The 21,452-nt window shown below is 27.5% G+C and carries 23 protein-coding genes; 22 read left to right on the top strand and 1 reads right to left on the bottom strand.

Going from position 1 to position 21,452, the window contains the following annotated elements; translation table 11 throughout:
- Positions 1–16 precede the first annotated feature (16 nt).
- The 4 genes from JW646_RS04195 (at position 17) to yjeM (ending at position 5,051) form a co-directional block, all read left to right on the top strand.
- The gene (locus JW646_RS04195; RefSeq protein ID WP_228416698.1) at positions 17–877 is read left to right on the top strand and encodes a hypothetical protein; all 861 of its coding nucleotides are present in this window, start codon (positions 17–19) and stop codon (positions 875–877) included.
- Positions 878–1,147: 270 nt separating this feature from the next.
- Entirely contained in the window at positions 1,148–1,408 is a 261-nt protein-coding gene (locus JW646_RS04190) for a PqqD family protein (protein ID WP_074918788.1), read from the top strand.
- Positions 1,409–1,657: 249 nt separating this feature from the next.
- Positions 1,658–3,250 carry an EAL domain-containing protein gene (locus JW646_RS04185; RefSeq protein ID WP_228416697.1) on the top strand — a complete coding sequence of 531 codons (1,593 nt, stop codon included), beginning with the start codon at positions 1,658–1,660 and terminating at the stop codon, positions 3,248–3,250.
- Positions 3,251–3,521: 271 nt separating this feature from the next.
- Entirely contained in the window at positions 3,522–5,051 is a 1,530-nt protein-coding gene (gene yjeM, locus JW646_RS04180) for a glutamate/gamma-aminobutyrate family transporter YjeM (protein ID WP_228416696.1), read from the top strand.
- Positions 5,052–5,084: 33 nt separating this feature from the next.
- Here yjeM and JW646_RS04175 read toward each other — a convergent pair whose 3' ends face one another.
- Complete coding sequence (locus JW646_RS04175) at positions 5,085–5,651, bottom strand: hypothetical protein (RefSeq protein WP_228416695.1); 567 nt, start codon at positions 5,649–5,651, stop codon at positions 5,085–5,087.
- Between the two features lie 315 nt (positions 5,652–5,966).
- Here JW646_RS04175 and JW646_RS04170 point away from each other — a divergent pair, with 315 nt between their 5' ends.
- The 18 genes from JW646_RS04170 to JW646_RS04085 all read left to right on the top strand — a co-directional run bounded on the left by JW646_RS04170 (position 5,967) and on the right by JW646_RS04085 (position 21,390).
- On the top strand, positions 5,967–6,227 hold the full coding sequence (locus tag JW646_RS04170; protein ID WP_148558035.1) for a PqqD family protein: 261 nt from the start codon (positions 5,967–5,969) through the stop codon (positions 6,225–6,227).
- Between the two features lie 265 nt (positions 6,228–6,492).
- Entirely contained in the window at positions 6,493–7,536 is a 1,044-nt protein-coding gene (locus JW646_RS04165) for an acyltransferase family protein (RefSeq protein WP_228416694.1), read from the top strand.
- A 212-nt stretch (positions 7,537–7,748) separates the two neighbouring features.
- Positions 7,749–8,189 (top strand): hypothetical protein, encoded by a 441-nt coding sequence (locus tag JW646_RS04160; RefSeq protein WP_228416693.1) that lies wholly within the window; start codon positions 7,749–7,751, stop codon positions 8,187–8,189.
- Between the two features lie 164 nt (positions 8,190–8,353).
- Positions 8,354–9,202, top strand: a complete 849-nt coding sequence (locus JW646_RS04155; RefSeq protein ID WP_228416692.1) for a L,D-transpeptidase family protein — start codon at positions 8,354–8,356, stop codon at positions 9,200–9,202.
- A 203-nt stretch (positions 9,203–9,405) separates the two neighbouring features.
- On the top strand, positions 9,406–9,861 hold the full coding sequence (locus JW646_RS04150) for a DUF6323 family protein (protein WP_228416691.1): 456 nt from the start codon (positions 9,406–9,408) through the stop codon (positions 9,859–9,861).
- A complete protein-coding gene (locus tag JW646_RS04145) occupies positions 9,854–11,239 on the top strand; it encodes a DUF6179 domain-containing protein (RefSeq protein WP_228416690.1) in 1,386 nt (461 codons plus the stop codon). The genes JW646_RS04150 and JW646_RS04145 overlap by 8 nt, the downstream gene beginning before the upstream one ends.
- Positions 11,240–11,335: 96 nt before the next feature.
- Positions 11,336–11,926, top strand: a complete 591-nt coding sequence (locus JW646_RS04140; protein ID WP_228416689.1) for an ATP-dependent Clp protease proteolytic subunit — start codon at positions 11,336–11,338, stop codon at positions 11,924–11,926.
- A 140-nt stretch (positions 11,927–12,066) separates the two neighbouring features.
- Positions 12,067–12,846 (top strand): C40 family peptidase, encoded by a 780-nt coding sequence (locus JW646_RS04135; RefSeq protein ID WP_083399356.1) that lies wholly within the window; start codon positions 12,067–12,069, stop codon positions 12,844–12,846.
- Between the two features lie 213 nt (positions 12,847–13,059).
- Entirely contained in the window at positions 13,060–13,896 is an 837-nt protein-coding gene (locus tag JW646_RS04130; protein WP_074918767.1) for a DegV family protein, read from the top strand.
- Positions 13,897–14,061: 165 nt separating this feature from the next.
- Positions 14,062–15,132 (top strand): GGDEF domain-containing protein, encoded by a 1,071-nt coding sequence (locus JW646_RS04125; RefSeq protein WP_228416688.1) that lies wholly within the window; start codon positions 14,062–14,064, stop codon positions 15,130–15,132.
- Between the two features lie 133 nt (positions 15,133–15,265).
- On the top strand, positions 15,266–16,960 hold the full coding sequence (locus tag JW646_RS04120; RefSeq protein WP_228416687.1) for a CoA-disulfide reductase: 1,695 nt from the start codon (positions 15,266–15,268) through the stop codon (positions 16,958–16,960).
- Positions 16,961–17,092: 132 nt separating this feature from the next.
- Entirely contained in the window at positions 17,093–17,923 is an 831-nt protein-coding gene (locus JW646_RS04115; RefSeq protein ID WP_228416686.1) for an Mrp/NBP35 family ATP-binding protein, read from the top strand.
- A 14-nt stretch (positions 17,924–17,937) separates the two neighbouring features.
- A complete protein-coding gene (locus JW646_RS04110; protein ID WP_228416685.1) occupies positions 17,938–18,294 on the top strand; it encodes a NifB/NifX family molybdenum-iron cluster-binding protein in 357 nt (118 codons plus the stop codon).
- A gap of 47 nt (positions 18,295–18,341) precedes the next feature.
- The gene (locus tag JW646_RS04105) at positions 18,342–19,277 is read left to right on the top strand and encodes an ATP-binding protein (RefSeq protein ID WP_331478058.1); all 936 of its coding nucleotides are present in this window, start codon (positions 18,342–18,344) and stop codon (positions 19,275–19,277) included.
- The gene (locus JW646_RS04100) at positions 19,268–20,119 is read left to right on the top strand and encodes an ATP-binding protein (protein WP_228416684.1); all 852 of its coding nucleotides are present in this window, start codon (positions 19,268–19,270) and stop codon (positions 20,117–20,119) included. The genes JW646_RS04105 and JW646_RS04100 overlap by 10 nt, the downstream gene beginning before the upstream one ends.
- Positions 20,120–20,144: 25 nt before the next feature.
- Positions 20,145–20,501: a NifB/NifX family molybdenum-iron cluster-binding protein gene (locus JW646_RS04095; protein ID WP_148558024.1), complete on the top strand. Its 357-nt coding sequence runs from the start codon at positions 20,145–20,147 to the stop codon at positions 20,499–20,501.
- Between the two features lie 5 nt (positions 20,502–20,506).
- On the top strand, positions 20,507–20,977 hold the full coding sequence (locus JW646_RS04090; RefSeq protein ID WP_074918749.1) for a Fur family transcriptional regulator: 471 nt from the start codon (positions 20,507–20,509) through the stop codon (positions 20,975–20,977).
- Positions 20,950–21,390, top strand: a complete 441-nt coding sequence (locus tag JW646_RS04085; RefSeq protein ID WP_148558023.1) for a DUF134 domain-containing protein — start codon at positions 20,950–20,952, stop codon at positions 21,388–21,390. The genes JW646_RS04090 and JW646_RS04085 overlap by 28 nt, the downstream gene beginning before the upstream one ends.
- Positions 21,391–21,452 lie beyond the last annotated feature (62 nt).

Genomic DNA, 21,452 nt, shown 5'->3' with positions numbered 1-21,452 from the left:
GGAGAGGGTATATTAAATGAAGAAGGTATTAATGATTATAATATCTGTTATCTTAATATGTCTAATAGGTTTAGGCATCATAGGTTACTATGTGGAAAAAGATAAGGCAGCTGAGAAAACAAATGTGAAAACTGAAGAAAAAACAGAGGAAACTACTAAAGGGGAAAAACTAATAGTTGATTTAGATAAAATTGATATTAATAAAATAGAAGGATATACCCCTGGTGAAGACTTAGTAAGCCAGGATAATACAAATAATAACTTTGAACAAGAAAATAGTGAAACTATAACTGTGGGAGGAATTAATCTTCCATATTCTATTCCTAATAAAAATATGGAAATCCTAAGTATAGGACAATATTCTGGTAAGTTTGTTGAAGATGGTAGTGATACTGATAAGGAAAATGTTTTAGCCATAATAGTAAAAAATACATCTAAAGAAGTTATAGATTATGGTGAAATCAATATGAAAATAATGGGTAAAACTAGTACTATAAAATTTAAAATTACAAACTTAAAACCAGGAGTATGTACACTTGCAATGGAATCAAGTGGTAAGATAGAATTTAATCCAGATGATAAATATATATACATGAGTTCGAAAAACAATATGATAGATGAGTTACCTACTATGGAGTCTCAAGTAGCTTTAACTACTGAAAATAAAAAAATCACAGTGGAAAACTTAAGTGGTGAAAACTTAAATACAGTTTATGTATATTACAAAACTATTTCTCCAGGTGGATGTTATTTGGGCGGAATTACTTATCGTGCTAAATTTGAAAATGTTGAAAGCGGAAAAAGTGTAAGTTCTAATACTATACACTTTTCCAATGAAAATTGTGAAATTTTAAAAGTTGAATCAGTAAAAGAATAATATTATAAATTAATTAAAAGTAGTCGCAAAATACGACTACTTTCTTTATATTGTTATAAAAATAACCAATAAATAGCAAATATAAATAAATAATTTGAAAAGTATTACTTTATTTTGTAAAGCAATTCATTAGAAAATCCATGTCCAATTGTTGACATTAAAGGAATACTAAAGTAAAATTTAAGTGATGGTAATTTTTCATCTTGGTTTATATTTAGTAGGTTAGCATATACTAAAATGATGAAAATTTTAAAACAAGGGGGAGGAATCATGGAAGTTAAAAAAGATTTCAATCTGCGTAAAATGGGTGGAGAATATATTCTTATGCCCAAAAACACATCACAAAGAGGTTACAATGGACTAATTAGTTTGAATGAAGTTGAAGCCTTGGTTTGGAAAAATTTAGAAGAATGCAAAAGTGAAGAGGATATACTTTCCTTAATTACTAACACATATATGGTTAAAAAATCAGACGCCAAAAAAGATTTGGGGGACTTTTTGGAACAATTGGAAGCAGCAGACATAATATAAATTAGTTAGATAATAAATAACATATATAACAAAAAAGATAGAGTGATAACTCTATCTTTTTTTATATTAAAAAACTAAATATATAGATACTTGTAAGACTTTACTATAATACAGAAAAATGAGAAAATTTTGTATTTTAAATTATAAACATATAAAAAAATATTATTAATACTATGATAAACAATTAATAAATATTATACTTTAAGTGTAGATAAAGAAAGATTTATGGGAGGAGGGGAAAACTTTTAGGTGAAAACATCTTATAAGTCAATAATACTAATAGGTATTATATTCATATTAATAGGAATTTATTTTTATAATAGATGTAATAATTTAAATGATAAAAAGGACTCAAAAATTATAAAAGTTGGAGTCTATGAGTATGAACCTTGTTATTATATTAATAAAAATCAAAAAGTAAATGGATATTATGATGATGTAATTAAAATAATAAATAAATATGATGAATATACATATGAATATGAAATTTCCTCATTTGCAAAAACAATGGAAAAGTTAGAATGTGGAAAAGTGGATATTGTTGTTGGTTTAAATAAAACTGAAGATAGAATGGATAAAATTGTGTACTCAGATAATTCTATAGGTGTTGAGCGATATGGAATATTTTCTAATGATAGTAACATCATGTATGCAGATTTGGAAAATATGGGGGATTTAAAATTAGGAATAGTTAAAAATGGAAATAATGGACAGTTCATTAAAAATTTATTTGAATATAGAAATATTAAGCTAAATACTATTGAATTTTATGAACAGGCAGATTTGATAAGTTCCTTTAAAAAAAGTGATGTTGATCTTTCTATACAACCAATAAATAAACAAAATTATGGCAAATTAGTATATGAGTTTTCTACAGGACCTGTATACATAGGAGCTAGTAAAGGAAATAAAGATATTATTGTTCATATTAATGAAGTTGTAGAAAATAATAAAGAAGATATTTTAAGGGGTTTTCAAAAATCTTATGATAAATATTTTAAATTAAAAAATAATAGGAAGATATCTATGCATATCAAATCAACTATACTTATTGTATCCATAATGCTTATCTTAACGAATATTAGAAAAATAAGATCAATAAATATACAAAGAAAAATAAAATATAGAATTAAAAATAATAGATATATACTTTATTATCAGTCAATATTTGACCCTAATATTGAAGAGATCGTAGGTTTTGAAGCGTTGATAAGGCAAAAAGATAAAAATGGTAACATATTATCGCCAAAAGAGTTTTTACAGGAAGTGGAATCAAATAATATGTTGTATGAATTATCATTATGGGTTTTAGAAAATGCAATGAAAGATTATAAAAAAATCCATGACAAATATAGTTTAGATAGTGGTAAGTATATCTCCGTAAATATTTCAGTTGATGAACTTATTAATGATGAATTTATTAAAAAATCTATTGGACTAATGGAAAAATATAATCTATCAAGAAATTCAATGTGTTTTGAAATTATAGAAAGAGTAAAATCAGAAAGTATTAGTAAACTGTCTGCAAGTATAAAAAAATTAAAAGATATAGGCTATTTAATAGCAATAGATGATTTTGGTATGGAACATTCTAATTTAGATTTACTTGGTAAGATTGAATTTGATATTATCAAATTAGATAGTTATTTTATATATACTATGTCTAAGAAATATCTGAAGGAAGAAGTTATAAAGTTTTTATCCGCAGTATCAAAACGATCTGACAGTGTATTGGTTGTGGAAGGTGTAGAAACTGAAGAACAGATTAATCTTATAAAAAGCTTTGATAATGACAAAATATATGTGCAGGGGTATTACTATAGTAAGCCATGTCCTATATAGAAATTAAGAATGATGTATGTGTTACACCATTCTTTTTTTTGTGAAATTTATCTTATACAATCGACAAGAATTGTCAGAATTAGAAAGATAATTCTGGATATTTACGCAAGTATAATAAAATAGAAAATATTATTGAAAAATGAAATTAATAGTGGTATTATAGGTTGTGACAATTTTGGGTAACAAAAAAGGTTGTTACTCCGTGAACTCAAAATTTACATAAAAAAGTTTAACTTGTAGTAAATGATGGGAATTATAAGGAGGAAAAATTATGTCAAAAGAAACAAAAAAACTTACATTAGTACCTCTTGTGCTTATGATATTTACATCGGTATTTGGATTTGCTAATATGCCTAAGGCATTTTTCTTAATGGGTTATTCAGCGATACCATGGTATGTAATAAGTGCAGTACTATTCTTCATTCCATATGCTTTTATGATGGCAGAGTATGGTTCAGCTTTCAAGAAAGAAAGTGGTGGAATGTACTCATGGATGGAAAAATCAGTTGGTGGTAAATATGCATTTATATGTACTTTTATGTGGTATGCTTCATATATGATTTGGATGGTAAACGTTTCATCAACTATATGGATACCATTATCAAACGCGATATTTGGTACAGATATGACTGGTAGCTGGAGCTTATTTGGTCTAGGATCAGTACAAACACTAGGAATATTAGCAGCAATTTGGATAGTTGTTGTTACTTTTATAGCTACAAAAGGTGTAGAAAAAATAAGTAAAATAACTTCTGTAGGAGGAACTGCTGTAACAATACTTAACATAGTATTATTAGGTGGAGGTATTGTAGTAGTTTTAATGAATGGTGGTTTAGCAGAGCCTATAAATAATGTGGCTCAAGCATTTACAACTTCACCAAATCCAGAGTATTCAAGTCCAATAGCAATATTATCATTCTTAACATTTGCAGTTTTTGCATTTGGTGGATTAGAAGTTCTTGGAGGATTAGTTGACCAAACAGAAAATGCTGAAAAAACTTTCCCAAAAGGTTTAGCTATATCAGCAGTAGTAATATCTTTAGGATATGCATTAGGAATATTCGCATGTGGTATGTTTGCTAACTGGTCAGAAGTAATGAGTGGAAGTAACGTAAACTTAGCTAATGTTACTTACATATTAATGAGTAACTTAGGATTTAAAATAGGTGTGGGAATGGGTCTTTCTCAAGCAGCTGCATTAACAGTAGGAGCATGGACAGCAAGATTTGTTGGTCTTTCAATGTTCTTAGCTTTAACAGGAGCTTTCTTCACATTAACTTATTCACCACTTAAAACTCTTATCCAAGGTTCTCCAAAGGAAGTATGGCCTGGGAAACTTGGAGAAATAAAAAATGGAATGCCAATAAACGCTATGATAGTACAAGCTATAATAGTAATAGTTATGATATTAATAGTTGCATTTGGTGGAGATGACGCAAAAGAATTCGTTGCTCTTCTTACATTAATGACTAACGTAGCAATGACTATACCATATATGTTCTTATCATCAGCATTCCCTAAATTTAAGAAAAAGCAATTAAATGGGGAATTAGAAAAGCCATTTGTTGTTTATAAATCTTATGGTTTAGCTATAGCTGCAGCAACAATTGTAACAGCTATAATAGGATTTGCAAATGTATTTACAATAATAGAGCCAGTAATAACTAGTCCAGATGGTTTAGTTAAAACACTTACAATGGTAGGTGGACCATTACTATTCTCTGTAGTAGGGTATTTATTATATGCTAGATATGAAAAGAAGCATATTAAAAATAAAAATAATACAAATAAAGTTGCATAATTATATGTAATATGTTTAAAAAGGGCTGGTAATTCATAAATTACCAGCCCTTTTATAAATTATAGGATCTTCAAATCCAAAGGTTTTTTTGTTATCTTCGTAAAATACTTCACTTACATACAATATATCATCTTCCACTCTTTCTTTTAAAATAAATTTTGTAACAGGAGAGAACATACTAACACTTTCACCAGTGAATACTCCGTTTTCTTCATCATATATCATAGGGGTGAATTTTTCTGATTTTTTTAATTTTTTATAATCCATTTTTAAATTTTGATTGTTATTTCTAAAATTTTCAGGGGAGATTGATTTTGGAATTTCGTAGGACTCTAAAACTACTTTATTGTTTTTGTCTAGAGTAAATAGAAATAAATGTGGCAGGAAATTTTTGCTACCCTTTTGCTCATAATAACTCTCTTCTATTACAAAATAACCATTAAAGTTCTTAGGCAAATCTTTAATTTTATGGTTACATATTCCGTTTATGTGGCAAGCCTGGGGGTGAATTATTCTTCCACTTTCTCCTTGTCTTTTGATTTGTTCATCGTTATTAAATTCACCGCACAAATTTTGCACAAAAGTTTCTAAAATGTACATAGTATATTTACCTCCTTCTTTAGCATATATATAATTTAAACAAAAATATTTTAAATATTCTAACTTTTTGAAAATGGAGGAGTGGCATTTTTGACCAATGTTAATTAAAGTGATTTTCTATGTTTATTTAACTTTTTATATGATTTTAAGAAAAGTAAATTAATAGCTTAAAATAATAAATTTTATGGTGTGGAAAATGTTTTTTTATTTTCATTGACATGAGTGCAAAATTAATATATTATTTAAAGAATATAAACATATTTTTAACAAAGTTGCTATTTTAATATGAATAGTAAACTTAAGGGGGAAGTAGTTATGAAAATAAAAAAAGAATTTTGTATGAGAAATATTTGTGGAGAAAATACCTTAGTTCCAATAGGGGAAACAGCTCTATCTTTTAAGGGAATAATAAAGGTTAATAATATAGGAAGTTTTATTTGGAATAATCTTGAAAGTTCAAAAAATGAGGATGAAATCGTTTCTAAAGTGATGGATAAATATAGCCTAGAGTTGAATGAAGCAAAAACAAATGTTGACGATTTCATTAAATATTTAAAGAATGTGAATATAATATAATATAATATAATATAAAATACAATATAAACATGATAAGAATAAGATAAAAAAAAGTTGTCTATAAAATAAATAGTACAACTTTTTTTATTTTGGAAAATTTAATTTAAAAAGGAAAACATTTTCGAGAAATGAAATGAATTATTTTGAAATATAACATAAATGTCACATTTGTTTTATTGATAAATGCAAAAAATTATGGTATTTTAAAGTGTAGACTATTAGAAATTTAGCGAAAAAAGTAAAATATGCAGAAAGAGGGGAACTTATGGACAAATACCTTAGTAATAAAATTAAAAATATGTCTTTAATTATGACTTTCTTTGTTGTTGTTCTTCATTCAAACAACTTAGAAGATGCATCTGTATTCAATGTAAATACATTAGTACAAAACTTTATAGGACAAGGAATTGTAAGAATAGCTGTACCTATGTTCTTTGTAATATCAGGATACCTGTTCTTTTATAAATTTAAACCATCAACAGAGGCTTTTTTATCAAAATACAAAAAAAGATTTAAAAGTTTATTTATACCTTATTTTATATGGTGTACAGGATGGCTAATAATATTATATTTAGTAGAACTTACTGCCTTTGGTAGATCCATGTTCTCAGATAGAATAATAGCTGATTATAATGCAGTAGAATTATTTAAAAATACTTATATTTATCCTTTGCCATATCAATTTTGGTATATTAGAGCCCTAATGATAAATGTAGTGATTTCACCAATAATTTACTATGTAATAGATAAACTAAAAGGTAAAGCATTGTTAGTTATTACAGTATTTTGGTTCTTTGATGTTATTTATTATCCTATATTAATGTTTGCAATAGGTGCATGTTTTGCAATTGGAGACTTTGATATATACTTTAATAAATATAAGGATAAGGGATATTTATTTGGATTAGGTTATATATTAGCTATAATACTAAAAACTATTCTAATATATATGCCTCAAATACCAAATTACGAATATGTACTATTACTTGTTGAAAACATAATAATATTATGTGGTGTACCTTTTGCATGGTTTGTTTATGACGTAATAGGAGAGAGATTTAAGAAGAAGTTTGACTTAGGAAAAGAAATGAAGTTAGCTAAATACGGAATATTTATTTACTTCTTCCATATTCCACTACAATCAATTATTAAAAAAGTGTGGTTTAAAGTAATGCCAGTAAGCTCAACGAGCAGCTTGATTATTTTCTTTGTAGCACCGATAATAACAATAACAATATGTGCTTGTGTGGCCATATTTATGAGAAAATATATGAAAAAGATATATATGTTACTAACTGGTGGCAGATAAATATATTATAAATTAGAAAGGCCTACATTAATTTTAAAATGTAGGCCTTTTTAGCGAAGGGAATTTTGAGCAACGGAGTTGCCTGAAGCGGTAGCGAAGGCATCTCGTTGGCGATATGAGCGAAGCGAATTTTTGTTTTCTTAAGGTTTAATTAAGGTTTTTGGGAAAAGTAAAGTTAATCAAAATGTTTTTTAAACTAAAGGAGGTAAAATATGAAAAGAACTAATAAATCAGTGGGTTTAGTTATAATTTCATTAGCCCTAATATTTGGAACATTGTGTGGAGGTGTTATAAAAGTTAATGCACTGGAAAATGAAATGACTTCATCTACATATGTTGATGACAGCTATTGCCCTAAATACCCTTGTCCAATAGTTGGAGGAGGTCTGCTAAAAGAAAGTGCAAATGACTTAAAAGAAAGTGGGAACCTAACAGAAGAAGATGTGAAAAATATTAATTCTTATATGACAAAAGATAGAGAGTCTAAAGAAGCAGAGATTAAAGAAAGAATTTATAAGACTCAATGTGAAAAAATAGACAAGATGGTAAGTGAAAAAGTTATTAGTAAGGAAAAGGGAGAAAAATTAAAAGAAACTGTAAAAGATAATACACATAATATGAGAAGAAATATGAAAAGATTAAATAGTAAATAACTAAGGTGGCCTGATATTAATACTAATACCAGGCCATTAAATATTATAGTGAAAATACTTAAAAGCATATGATACTAGTATTTTTATATATAAATATAAATGATGAACTAATGTGGATTTACTCTCATAAAATATTATAAAATATTTTTTATGGGGGTGGTAACATGGGCAGATATAAAAGACAACAAAGTTCAAATGACAACGTAAAATATACTCTTGCTAATTTAAATTTGAGAGACGGTAAGTCAACAAAGGCTAATATTATTACAGTAATACCAGCAGGATCTAAAGTTAATGTTATGGATGCAGAAGAAGATTGGTATGAAGTGATTTATAATAATTTAAGAGGATTTGTATATAATGAGTACTTGTCAAAAACACAATATACTTGGACTGATACAGAATTAAGATCTTACCCAGACTCAGCATCAAATCCAGTAACTATGGTTCCAGCAAAATCCAGGGTACAAGTTTTAGATGTGAATGGAGATTGGAGTAAGGTTATTTATGAAGATAAGGAAGGGTATATATTTAATGTGTTTTTGAGCAATGATGGTATGAAACCAGGTGAATATGACTTTACTTACTTTGATACAGATATGGTTAAATTTGTAAATGACAACAATATTAAAAGTCAGACTGTAAATTTAATTACTACAAATATAAAAAACAGATTAACCTATGTATTTGAAAAAGGTAAAAATAATAAGTGGGAGTTATTTTATAAATGGAGCTGCACTGTAGGTAAGCCTAGTACACCAACAATTACAGGTACATTTTATATAAATGGTAGAAAGCCCTATTTTGGATCAGATACTTATAGAGTAAAATATGCTACAAGAATAAAAGGAAGTTACTATTATCACTCTATTCTTTTCAATGCTGAGGGAACAGAAATAATAGATGCTACTTTAGGTGAAGCGCTAAGTCATGGTTGTATTAGGTTAGCTATAGAAAATGCACATTGGATATACGACAATGTTTTGGATACTACAACAGTAGTGATAAATTAATAAAAATAGAAAATTAAAGGCAAGTAATTATAATCTTGTCTTTTTTTGTGCATAAAAAAAGAGCAGCTAAACTGCATCTATTTTGTTGACAACTATAGATAATTGGAATATACTAAAAGTTAGATTTTAAAAGTTATAAAACACATACTAATTTAATTATATCATAAAAAATACAAAAAGTCAAGGGTGTTTTAAAAAAGGAGATGGGAAAATTGACAAAAAATATTATTTTAAGTTCTATACAAAATAAATCTATTATTGTAGCAAAAAACGAACTATTAAAAATCAATGATGAATCATCAGTCTATGGATTAATTTTAACTCCACAAGATGTGGAAGAAATTATTAAATCAAGAGGTTACAGCTTAAAAAATTATGGAAGAATAGATTTGAATATGGATGTAACTAAAAAACTAATAAATAAAATCTATACATCTCAATATACAGATAAAGATGATTATGTAGAAATAATTAATGATTTACAAGATATTTTTTACTATTTAAAAAATGAAACTTTAGATGAGATAAGTGATAATGAAATTATAGATATTATAGTTGAATTTTATGAAAAAACTAGTGGAAGAATTGAAAATATACAAAACTTATCTGAAAAATTTGCATTAGAATATAAATTAGGAAGGATAAGTGAGGATGAATAATTTAAAATTTATTAGTAAAGACTTTAACTCTAGTAATCTTTCAAAATATCAATATACTATTTCTCTTATAAATGAATGCGTAAGGTGTGACATACTGCCTAAGTTTTTTTTATATAATGTACAAAACAAAATAGGAGAAATATTGAAAGATATAATATTGAGATATACAAAAGGGGAAAGTAGCTCAGTTACAGTGGAAAAAGGGGAAAAACTTATAATTGGGATATGGTATACAATAGATGCATATATGAATACTTTGGAAAATACTAATTTAGCTATAAATATTTTAAAGAATGAAGAAGTTTCATATATTTATGAAAAAGGAAAAATAAAATTAAAAGAAGACTTTACACATACTAAAAACTTATATGAAGAAACATTGAAAAATCAAATTTACACTGATTTAAGAGCTTATAAAGATACTTTGTCTGGAATTTCTGATTTTTTTAAGTATTATAATTCAGAATTTGAACCAGATGAAAGTGTGGCAGACATAGATTATCCTTTAGCATTTGACGACTGGAATGTGGCAGGACTTTACTATATAAAAAATTATTTATGGAATCTATATTTGGAAAATGAAATCTGCAACAAATTCAATAATGATGATATTCATAAAATGCTAAAATCTTATGGAGATACTTATAAAATAGATTATAAAGATTTGCTTATTAATATTTTTGAAATGACAATTAATAATAAGGTTTTTTCTGTACTTTGCAATAATAACTCCTTGGAAATAAGTAAAAAGGATTATGAAAAATTAAACAATAGATTAAAAATTTCAAATGAAAATGAAGTAAAAGCCCTGGTTAGCTTATCTATAGACAAAATAATTAAAGATTATAATATTGGAGAATATGAGAAAGTTTATTTAAAAAAATATGAAGATAATCTAATAAATCTTACATTAGATGCATTAAGAAGAGATAATCTAATAAATCTTTTAGTTGTAACAGATGAAATTAAAAATAATGAAAGTCAGTTAGTTATTGATGAAGAAAGTAGATTAGATGATGAGGCGTTTAGAGTAATAATAGAAGAAATTTTGGAAAGTGATAATATTTATGAAAAGATAAATATAATAAATAAGAAAATAAATTCAATAAAAGATTATATAGATATGTTAAAAAGTAATTGTATATTTGATGATGAATATTTGTTATTATTCATGTCCTTAACCAATTTAGAGCTAAGTATCTTAGGAAAATTTATATTTTATGGAGAATATAGAATGGAAAAATTAGATATAATAAAAACTCTTTCTAAGAAGTTAGACATAAATTATGAATGGGAAGAGTTGTATGTAGAATATCTAAAATCCTTAAGTGAAAATAAATTAATAAAAATAGAAAATTTAATAAATGGAAAGTTGTAAGGAAAATAAGATAGATATATAATGTTTAATAAGGGACAAATTAACAATAATCTTTAGAATAGTTTATATTAAATAAGGTATAAAAGGAGAAAGTAAATGATTTATTTAGGGGAGAAAGAGGAAAAAGGGAAAGACACATCTAATGTGGTAATGGAAAAATTATTAAAATCTAGAACAATATTTATTTCAGGGGAGATAAACCAAGAATTAGCAGAAAAAGTAGCTACTCAATTATTAATATTACAAGAAATGGGTGATGAACCTATAAAAATATTCATAAACAGTCAAGGCGGACATGTGGAAGCTGGAGATACTATCCATGATATGATCAAATTTGTAAAACCAAAGGTTATAGTTATAGGTACAGGATGGGTAGCTAGTGCTGGAATAACAATATATCTTGCTGCTGACAAAGAAAACAGATATTCTCTACCAAATACAAGATATATGATACATCAACCCCTTGGTCAATGCAGAGGGCAAGCAACAGATCTTCATATAGAAGCTTTAGAGATTGCTAGAGTTCGTGAAAGAATAAATAAAATAATAAGTAATGCTACAAATCAACCATTAGAAAAAGTTAAAAATGATACAGATAGAAACTATTGGTTAAATTGTGAAGAAGCAGTGGAGTATGGAATAGTTAACAAAGTAATAAGTAGTTACCAAGAAATACCTACAGCATAAGAAAGAGGAGAGCCCTAGGAGGCTCTCTTTTAGTAAAAAAATAATTTGAATTATAACAAAAACAAGTTTAGGACTAAATAAAGAAAATTAATTGCCGTATTATATAAATTATAAAAACAAATTATAAATTGGAGTAAGATATGAGTGAAATTAATCAAATAGCTTTAAGTAGACTGCTACAGGCAATGAGTACTAGTGCAAGTCTAAATAGTAATAATAGTTCATCAAGTAATTCATCATATGACTTTCTTTCGGTCTTATCAAATAGTTTACTAAATTCTAATAATTTAGGAGGGTCTTGTACTTCTTGTAATGGTGCAGGAAATTTATTAGGTAATATTAGTAATTTAAATAATAATAATTTATATTCTAATGACTTAAATGCACTTACTACCCTTCTTGGAAGTATGAATTCTGATAGAATAAATGTAAACGTAAATTATGTAAAACCTGAAGATCTTAAGTCAAATAATGCTAATACAATAGCAAATATAGAAATATCAGTTGGTGATAGTAAAAAAACTGAAAATGTTAGTAATTCAACAAGCAAAACAAAAATGGACAAAGCCGTAGACTTACTAAAAGAACAAATAGGAAAAAAATATGTGTGGGGAGCAACAGGGCCAAACAATTTTGATTGTTCCGGGTTAACACAATATATTTACAAAAAAGCTTTGGGTAAAAATATACCAAGGGTTTCATATGAACAAAGTGAATATGGAAAATCTGTTAAGAAAAAAGATTTACAAGTAGGGGATTTAATATTCTTCGATACAATGGGAAAAGGAAGAGTAAGTCATGTAGGTATGTATATAGGCAACAATGAATTTATACATGCATCTAACCCAAGAGATGGAGTGAAAAAGTCAACTCTAACTGGATATTATGAAAAAAAATACATATGTGCAAGAAGACCATAATTTAAATTGAATAAAACATAAGGAATAAGAGAAAACTTTTATAGTATGATAAAAACATACTGTGAAAGTTTTCTTTTGTTTTTAACTATATTCAATAACAAAAAATTTGATTATCAAAACAAAATGTTGACATTAGATTAGTCAAATAATATAATTAAATTAACTATCGGTCGGATGGCCGACTTATTAAATGTGTAGTTTAAGGAGTAAATTATGAATAAAATAAAGATAATAACAGATAGCTCTTGTGATTTAAATAAGGAGATAATTGAAAAATATAATATAAAAGTTGTACCGTTAAATGTTTCTTTTGGAGAAGATGTATACATAGATGGAGAATTGGATAATAAAGAATTTTATGAAAGAATGAGAAGTTCAAAGGAACTTCCTAAAACTTCATGTCCATCACCAGAAAAATTTATGCAAAGTTACCAAGGTGATGAAGAGGTGATAGTACTTACAATAGCATCCGCATTGTCAGGCACTTACTCAGCAGCTCTTCTTGCCAAGAATATGGTGTTAGAGGAAAATCCTAATAAAAAAATAGCTGTAATAGATACAGAAGCAGGATCCATAGGACATGGCCAATTTGTAATAAAAGCTGCTAAGTTAATGAATGAAGGAAAGAATTTTGAGGAAATAGTAGATACAATTGAAAAATTAAAGAAAGATAAATTTTTCTATGGTTCATTGGAGACTTTAGAAAACGCTGTTAAAGGTGGAAGAGTAAGTCCAATAGCAGGAAAACTTATAAATGCCTTAAATATGAAAGTCATAATAAAAGTTAGTGGGGGTATTGTAAAACCAGTAGATTCAGCCAGAGGATGCAACAATTCTATTAAAAAAGTTGTAGGAAAAACCAGCGATATTATTAGTAGTGGAAAATGTACATCATTAGCTATAGCTCATGCCAACTGTTTAGAAAAAGCTGAAAAAGCTAAGGAAATGATATTAAAAAATCATACTTTTGAAGAAGTTATTATAACTGAAATTGGTTCAGTTATGGGAACTTATACATCAGAAGGTGCTATATTAGTAAGTGTATTATAAAAATAAATTTGATAGCTATCCATAATGATTATTATGAGATAGCTTTTTTATTTAAAAAATTAAAGATTTGAAATTGAATTTAAATGTATTTCCAAAAATTGACTTTGAATTTGGGATATAGTATGATTTTAATTGAATTTACAATATTTGGGGAGATATAAATAAATGTTAAAAATAAAATTTTTTGATGAAAAAGAAGATTTTTTACAATCAAAGAATGAGGAATATAAAAATTATACTTTGATATCTATCATAAGTTTGAGTATAGCATGTTTTCTTTTTTTTGGGTGGGACTATATAATAGATCCTCAAGGTAGTAAAGCAGTTTTTTTATTTAGAGTGCTTATGCTGTTAGCGCCTCTTATTTATTATATACCACATAAATATACGGATAATTACAAAATAATTTCAATCTCTGTATGTTTAAGTATGTTTTATATATTATTATTATATTTACTTGTAGTTAAAAAATTAGAAAATGGAGTCCACTATAGTATTAATGGATTTATAGTGTATAATCTAAGTTTGGTAACGGTTTCTCATAGTATGCCTTTTAAATATATTTTAGGTCACCAAGTATTAGGTTTTGTTGCTCCTGTTATTCTTGATCTATTATTATTTAAAAATACAATAAATTACAACATGTATATGCTAGTAATACCAATTATAATGGTATTATGTACTACAATATCTTATACATTGTACTTAAGTTACTATGAAAAGTATGAGTTGCAAAAAAAACTAAAGGGATTAGCTTTTATAGATAATTTAACACAATGTTATAATAGAGCAAAATTTTATGAAATAATCCATGAAGATAGTTATTTAAAAAATATAAATAATTTACCCATTTGTATAATGCTAATTGATATTGATGATTTTAAAAAAGTTAATGATAAATTTGGACATAAGGTTGGAGATATAGTTCTTCAACAAGTTTCAGAATGTATGAAAAAAAATTTAAGAGAAAAGGATAGTATATTTAGGTGGGGTGGTGAAGAATTTTTAATTCTTCTTCCAAATATTAATTATGAAGAGGGTTCTAAAATATCTAAAACTTTGGTAGAAGCTTGTAATGAAATGATAACGCCAGCGGGAAGAATAAGCATAAGCATAGGTTATGGAGAGTTTTTTCAAGAAGATATAGATTCTCTTATAATAGATGTTGATAAGGCATTATATAAAGCAAAAAGTAGAGGGAAGAATCAATCATGTCCATCAAATTATGACACATAATAAAACATAATATTTTATTGAATCTTATATATACCAATAATTATTTAAATTAGAAGTCTTGATTAAATGAGATATAGCATATATTTGGAGTATAATATAAGTGAATAGATAAAATTATTAAGGGGGTAAATTAATGTCTAAAAAGGTTTTGATAGTAGGTGGAGTAGCAGGTGGGGCATCTGCAGCAGCAAGGCTTAGAAGACTGAATGAAGATTTTGAAATTATTATGTTTGAAAAGGGAGAATACATATCATTTGCAAACTGTGGTCTTCCATACTACATAGGTGATAGTATAAAAAATAGGGGGTTTCTTCTTGTTCAAACAGTAGAAGGAATGAAAGAAAGATTTAAGTTAGACGTAAGAAACTTAAGTGAAGTAATAGAAATAGATAAAAACAATAAAAAAGTTAAGGTGAAAAACCATAAAAATGGACAAGTTTATGAAGAAACCTATGATAAATTAATACTTTCACCAGGGGCCATGCCTAAAATACCTGACATTAAAGGAATAAAATCTTGTGAAAATTTATTTACTCTTAGAAATATTGCAGATACAGATAAAATTAAAAATTATGTTGATATAAATAAACCACAAAAAGCTCTTGTAATAGGTGGAGGATTTATAGGCTTAGAAATGGTTGAAAACTTACATGAAAGAGGTGTAGAAGTAACATTGGTTCACTCAAGAGACCAGGTTATGAAACCTGTTGACTACGAAATGGCAAGTGTACTTCATACTCATTTAATAGAAAAAGGCGTAAAATTAATATTAAAAGATAAACCTGAAAAGATTGAAGATAAGGGTAAAAGGGTCGTTTTAAAAAGTGGAAAAGAAATAGAAACAGATATGATTATTCTTTCCATAGGAGTAACGCCTGAAAGTAAGATAGCAAAAGAAGCTGGAATTGAAGTAAATGAAAAGGGAGCTATTGTAGTAAATAGCAAAATGAAAACTTCAAATGAAGATATTTATGCTGTGGGAGATGCCATACAAGTTATAGATTTTGTAAATAAAAAACCTACTATGATTCCTTTAGCATGGCCAGCAAATAGACAAGGTAGGTTAGTTGCAGATATATTATCAGGAAAAGACGTAGAATATAAAGGAACTTTAGGCTCTCTAGTAGCTAAAGTATTTGATTTAACTGTTGCAGCTACAGGCAATAATGAAAAAACCCTTAGAGATTTGGACATACCTTATGAAGCAATTCATATTCATCCAGCATCTCATGCAGGGTATTATCCAGGTGCAACACAAATTTCATTTAAAATGTTGTTTGATCCAAATACAGGGAAAATATTAGGTGCCCAAGGTGTTGGAAAAGACGGTATAGACAAACGTATAGATTTAATAGCAAACTCAATAAAAGCAGGATTTACAGTATATGATTTGCAAGACACAGAAGTTTGTTATGCACCACCTTACAATTCTGCAAAGGATCCTGTAAACATGTTAGGATATTGTGGTGCCAATATTATGGAAAACATAGTTAAAAATACACAGTGGTACGAAATTGAAGATCTAGTAAAAAATGAAGAATACATACTGGATGTAAGAGAAGAGTATGAAGTGTCAAATGGATCTATAAAAAATGTTGTGAATATACCATTGGGACAATTAAGAGATAGATTAAATGAAATACCTAAAGATAGAAAAATATATGTATGTTGTCAAGTTGGCTTAAGAGGATATATTGCATGTACTATATTAAATCAATATGGATATAATACTTCAAATATAGATGGTGGCTATAAAACTTATAGTAGTATAAAAAATGCAGAAAAATTAATAAACGCTCAAGATGAAAATGTAGAAGTAATTTTATAATTATAAAGAATAGAGGATAATAAATATCTTCTATTTTTTTTGAAAAAAATAGTTATTGGCATTTGACAATAACTATAAATGGTGCTAGTATTTAATTAGCATATGCTAATAACAAAAGTAGGAGATGAAAGTATGACTAGTTGTAACAGCTGTCCAACTGCAGAGAAATGCACAAAGGACAAAGAAAGTTGTATGATAGAAAATAATCCTCTAAATAATGTAAAGCAAATAATAGGGGTAATGAGTGGAAAAGGTGGAGTAGGAAAATCTTCAATATGTTCATTAATAGCTAAAACATTGAAAAAACAAGGATACAAAGTGGGCGTATTAGATGCAGATATAACAGGACCAAGTATTCCTAGATTATTAGGTGTAAAAGATAAAAGAGCTACATATGTTGAACAGGGAATTTTACCTGTACAAAATAAAGAAGGTATAAAGATTATGTCCTTAAATTTAATTACAGATAATGAAGATGATCCAGTAATATGGAGAGGACCTATGTTATCTAATCTAGTTAAGCAGTTTTGGACAGATGTTATTTGGGAAGATTTAGATTATCTTCTAATAGATATGCCTCCAGGAACAGGAGATGTAGCACTTACAGTAATGCAATCCATTCCTATAAATGGTGTAGTTATGATATCTGTTCCTCAAGATCTTGTATCTATGATAGTGTCAAAAGCAGTAAAAATGACTAAAAAAATGAATGTAAGACTACTTGGAGTAGTTGAGAATATGAGTTATATAACATGTGACGATTGTGGCAAGAAAATTAAGTTGTTTGATGGAGAAAGTACGAATAAATTTTTACAAGAAAATAACTTAAAATTATTTGGTGAGCTACCTATGCTAAGTAGTATAAGCAAGTTGTCACAAGATAGTGGTGAAAAAGAAGATATAGATCAGGTATTTAATCCTATAGTTAAAAAAATAATAGATGAATTAAATTTAAATAATTAAAAAGGAGAATTTAAATGAAAATAGCAATTTCTACAAATGGAACAACAAAAGAAAGCTTACTAGATTCAAGGTTTGGAAGATGTAATTATTTTCAAATTTATGATACAGATACTAAAGAGTTTAGTGTGGTTGAAAATAAAGGATTTACAGCAGCTGGAGGTGCGGGAATTGCTGCATCAAATCAGATAGTAGACGAAAAAGTTCAAGTGGTTATTACAGGAAGTCTTGGGCCAAATGCATTTGATATAATTAACGGATCTAATATAAAAGCATACAAATGTGCTAATTTATCAATGGATGAAATTGTTGAAAAGTATAATAATAAAGAACTTGAAGAAATAAACTCTTGTGGAGCTTCACATCAAGGATAGTATCTTTAATTTTTGAGCAAAGTATTTGCCTGTGAAGCGGTAGCAAAATGATTCCTCAACATGTTGCTCAAAGGCATCTTGTTGGTGACAACAAGTGTTTCGCTGACACACCGCTCAAGGGAAGTGAATTTTTTATAGGAGATGAATTGACAATGAATATAGCTGTACTTAGTGGAAAAGGTGGCACAGGAAAAACAACTGTATCAACAAACTTATCTTTAGCCCTAAAAAGCAATTATATAGATTGTGATGTGGAAGAGCCTAATGGTTTTTTGTTTTTAAATCCCAAAATATATAATGAAGAAAAGGTTATGGTGGAATATCCAGCTATAGATAAAGATAAGTGCACAAATTGTGGGAAATGCGTAGAGACATGTGAATTTAATGCTCTTGCAAAATTAAATAACAAGATACTTTTATTTGATAAATTATGTCATGGTTGTGGAGCTTGTCAAATAAGTTGTAAATTTGATGCTATATCATATAAAAAAAGAGAGACTGGTAAAATACAAAAAGGTAGTAGCAATGATTTAAATTGTATTAGAGGTGTTTTAAATGTAGGTGAGCCTATGGCTGTACCTGTTATTAAAACACTTTTGAAAAACCTCCCACAGGGTATCAATTTAATTGATTGTCCTCCTGGAACATCTTGCAATGTGGTAAATGCCCTTAATTTTGCGGATGTAGCAATACTTGTAACAGAACCATCTCAATTTGGACTTCATGATTTAAAAATGGCAGTAGAGCTTGTAAAATTATATAAAATTCCCTTTTGTATAGTTTTAAATAAAGATGATGATGAAAACAACATAATTAAAGAATATTGTAAAAATGAAAAAATCATCTTATTAGGAAGTATACCTTATGATAAAGAAGCAGCAAAAATATATTCAAAAGGTGAAATGCTTTACAGTGATTCAAATTATAAACACATATTTGACAAGCTTTCCAATAGATTAAAGGAGGTGCTACCTTGGAACTAGTTGTATTAAGTGGAAAAGGTGGAACAGGAAAAACAACTATAGCAACAGCATTAAGTGAATTAATTAATGATGTAACAAGAGTTGACTGTGACGTAGATGCACCTAATTTTTATCTGTTTTACAAAGGAAAAAATATAGAAGAAAGTAGTTTTGTTGGTGGCAAAAAAGCCGAAATAAATGAAGACTTATGCAAACAATGTAATAAATGTGAATTAGTATGTAAGTTTTCAGCTATTAAAAATCACAAAATAGATCCATTTTTATGTGAAGGATGTGGAGCATGTAAATTAATATGCCCATGTGAAGCCATAGAATTAACAGATGAAAAAACAGCAGATGTATTTTTAAGTAAAGTGGATCAAGGAATAATATCTAGAGCAGAAATGGAAATTGGAAGTGATGGTTCAGGTAAATTGATAAACCAGCTTAGAAAAAATGCATTACTAGCTAATGACAGTGATAGTTTTACCATAATAGATGGTTCTCCAGGAATTGGTTGCCCTGTAATATCTTCCATAACAGGAAGTGATGCAGTACTAGTAGTAACAGAACCAACTAAATCAGGAATTAAAGATTTAACAAGGGTTGTAGAGCTTTGTAATTATTTTGATATTTTTACCATGGCATGTATAAACAAATATGACATTAATGAAGATGTGGCAATAGAAATAGAAGAATACTTAAAAAGTGAAAATATCAATCTTGTTGGAAAAATTCCTTACGATAACATGGTTGTAAAATCTATCAATGAACTAAAACCAATAACTAAATATGATGATAGCTTAGCTAAAAAAGCTATTGAAGATATGTTAAACAATATTAAAAAAATAATTAAAATATAATTTAAAATTAATGGAGGAATGTAAAATGAAAATAGCAGTTGCAAGTGAAAATAAGTGTGTAAGTGGTCATTTTGGCCATTGTGAAGGATTCGAAATATATGATATAGAGAATAATAGTATTGTAAAAAAAGAATTTGTTGCCAATCCAGGTCACAGACCAGGATTTTTACCAGTATTTTTAAAAGATTTAAATGTAAATATTATTATATCAGGTGGTATGGGTGAAACAGCACAACAATTATTTGTTGATAATAATATAAATGTAATAGTAGGAGCTTGTGGATCAACTGATGATATAGTAAATAAATATATTGATGGTACATTAGTATCAAGTGGTAGTGTTTGTAGAGAACACATGCATGAAGGCCACTGTAATGAATAAATAACATGAATGATATTGTTGTAAGAGTAGAAAAAATTTTAAAAGATAATGGGTATAAATGCACTATTCAAAAACTAGCCATATTAGAAGTATTAATAGAAAGTAAAACCCATTTAAACTCAAAAGAAATACACTATAAATTGAAAGATAAAAGAATTGGTCTTAGTACAATTCATCGAGCTTTAAACCTTTTTAAAACATTAGACATAGTCAAAGAAATAAATATCAATGGAGTAGGATATTTTGAATTAAAAATATTTAGCAAAGATCCTTTTCATATTCACTTTAAATGTTCTAAATGTAATAGTATAATTGATATTAAAAGTAAAAATGTTAATTTACAATGTTTAGAATTAAAAGATAGAGCAGAAATGGAAAATGATTTGGATATATATGACATAGATATTATTTTTACAGGACTATGTTCCAAATGTAAGGAGGAGTTTAGATGGCAAGACCAACAAAAGTTAGAATAGTAGATTTTTTCCCTGAGAGTACTTATTTTACTCCCATAGATAAGTCTAAATGTGAACTAGAGGAAGTAGTATTAAAATTAGAAGAACTAGAAGCCATGAGGCTTAAAGATATTGAAAAACTAAATCAAGAAGAGTGCGCAGAAAAAATGAAGGTATCTAGACAAACTTTTCAAAATATTATAGATTCAGCTAGAGAAAAAGTTGCAATCGCCTTAACTCAAGGTAAGGCAATAAGAATAGATGGCGGAAATTATAGAGCTAAATTTTGTAAATTTAAATGCCTTGATTGTGACAATATTTATGAGATAAATTATTTACAAGATAAAGAAATGTGTCCTTCATGTGGCTCTAAGAATGTACTTTGTAGTAAAAAAGCACATATATGTAAAATATGGTGTAATAAAAATAAATAGATATAATATAAGAGGATGAACTCATATGAGTTCATCCTTTTTGTATGCATGACAAGTTTTAT

The organism is Terrisporobacter hibernicus (assembly GCF_020809405.1).
Taxonomy (GTDB): Bacteria; Bacillota; Clostridia; order Peptostreptococcales; family Peptostreptococcaceae; genus Terrisporobacter; species Terrisporobacter petrolearius.
The sequence above is the reverse complement of the archived record's forward strand: the minus strand, read 5'-3'. Positions and strand labels throughout refer to the sequence as shown.

Coding starts and splice junctions, on each gene's coding strand:
- JW646_RS04195 (WP_228416698.1), top strand. CDS start 17: ATGAAGAAGGTATTAATGATTATAATATCTGTTATCTTAATATGTCTA.
- JW646_RS04190 (WP_074918788.1), top strand. CDS start 1,148: ATGGAAGTTAAAAAAGATTTCAATCTGCGTAAAATGGGTGGAGAATAT.
- yjeM (WP_228416696.1), top strand. CDS start 3,522: ATGTCAAAAGAAACAAAAAAACTTACATTAGTACCTCTTGTGCTTATG.
- JW646_RS04175 (WP_228416695.1), bottom strand. CDS start 5,651: ATGTACATTTTAGAAACTTTTGTGCAAAATTTGTGCGGTGAATTTAAT.
- JW646_RS04170 (WP_148558035.1), top strand. CDS start 5,967: ATGAAAATAAAAAAAGAATTTTGTATGAGAAATATTTGTGGAGAAAAT.
- JW646_RS04165 (WP_228416694.1), top strand. CDS start 6,493: ATGGACAAATACCTTAGTAATAAAATTAAAAATATGTCTTTAATTATG.
- JW646_RS04160 (WP_228416693.1), top strand. CDS start 7,749: ATGAAAAGAACTAATAAATCAGTGGGTTTAGTTATAATTTCATTAGCC.
- JW646_RS04155 (WP_228416692.1), top strand. CDS start 8,354: ATGGGCAGATATAAAAGACAACAAAGTTCAAATGACAACGTAAAATAT.
- JW646_RS04150 (WP_228416691.1), top strand. CDS start 9,406: ATGGGAAAATTGACAAAAAATATTATTTTAAGTTCTATACAAAATAAA.
- JW646_RS04145 (WP_228416690.1), top strand. CDS start 9,854: ATGAATAATTTAAAATTTATTAGTAAAGACTTTAACTCTAGTAATCTT.
- JW646_RS04140 (WP_228416689.1), top strand. CDS start 11,336: ATGATTTATTTAGGGGAGAAAGAGGAAAAAGGGAAAGACACATCTAAT.
- JW646_RS04135 (WP_083399356.1), top strand. CDS start 12,067: ATGAGTGAAATTAATCAAATAGCTTTAAGTAGACTGCTACAGGCAATG.
- JW646_RS04130 (WP_074918767.1), top strand. CDS start 13,060: ATGAATAAAATAAAGATAATAACAGATAGCTCTTGTGATTTAAATAAG.
- JW646_RS04125 (WP_228416688.1), top strand. CDS start 14,062: ATGTTAAAAATAAAATTTTTTGATGAAAAAGAAGATTTTTTACAATCA.
- JW646_RS04120 (WP_228416687.1), top strand. CDS start 15,266: ATGTCTAAAAAGGTTTTGATAGTAGGTGGAGTAGCAGGTGGGGCATCT.
- JW646_RS04115 (WP_228416686.1), top strand. CDS start 17,093: ATGACTAGTTGTAACAGCTGTCCAACTGCAGAGAAATGCACAAAGGAC.
- JW646_RS04110 (WP_228416685.1), top strand. CDS start 17,938: ATGAAAATAGCAATTTCTACAAATGGAACAACAAAAGAAAGCTTACTA.
- JW646_RS04105 (WP_331478058.1), top strand. CDS start 18,342: ATGATTCCTCAACATGTTGCTCAAAGGCATCTTGTTGGTGACAACAAG.
- JW646_RS04095 (WP_148558024.1), top strand. CDS start 20,145: ATGAAAATAGCAGTTGCAAGTGAAAATAAGTGTGTAAGTGGTCATTTT.
- JW646_RS04090 (WP_074918749.1), top strand. CDS start 20,507: ATGAATGATATTGTTGTAAGAGTAGAAAAAATTTTAAAAGATAATGGG.
- JW646_RS04085 (WP_148558023.1), top strand. CDS start 20,950: ATGGCAAGACCAACAAAAGTTAGAATAGTAGATTTTTTCCCTGAGAGT.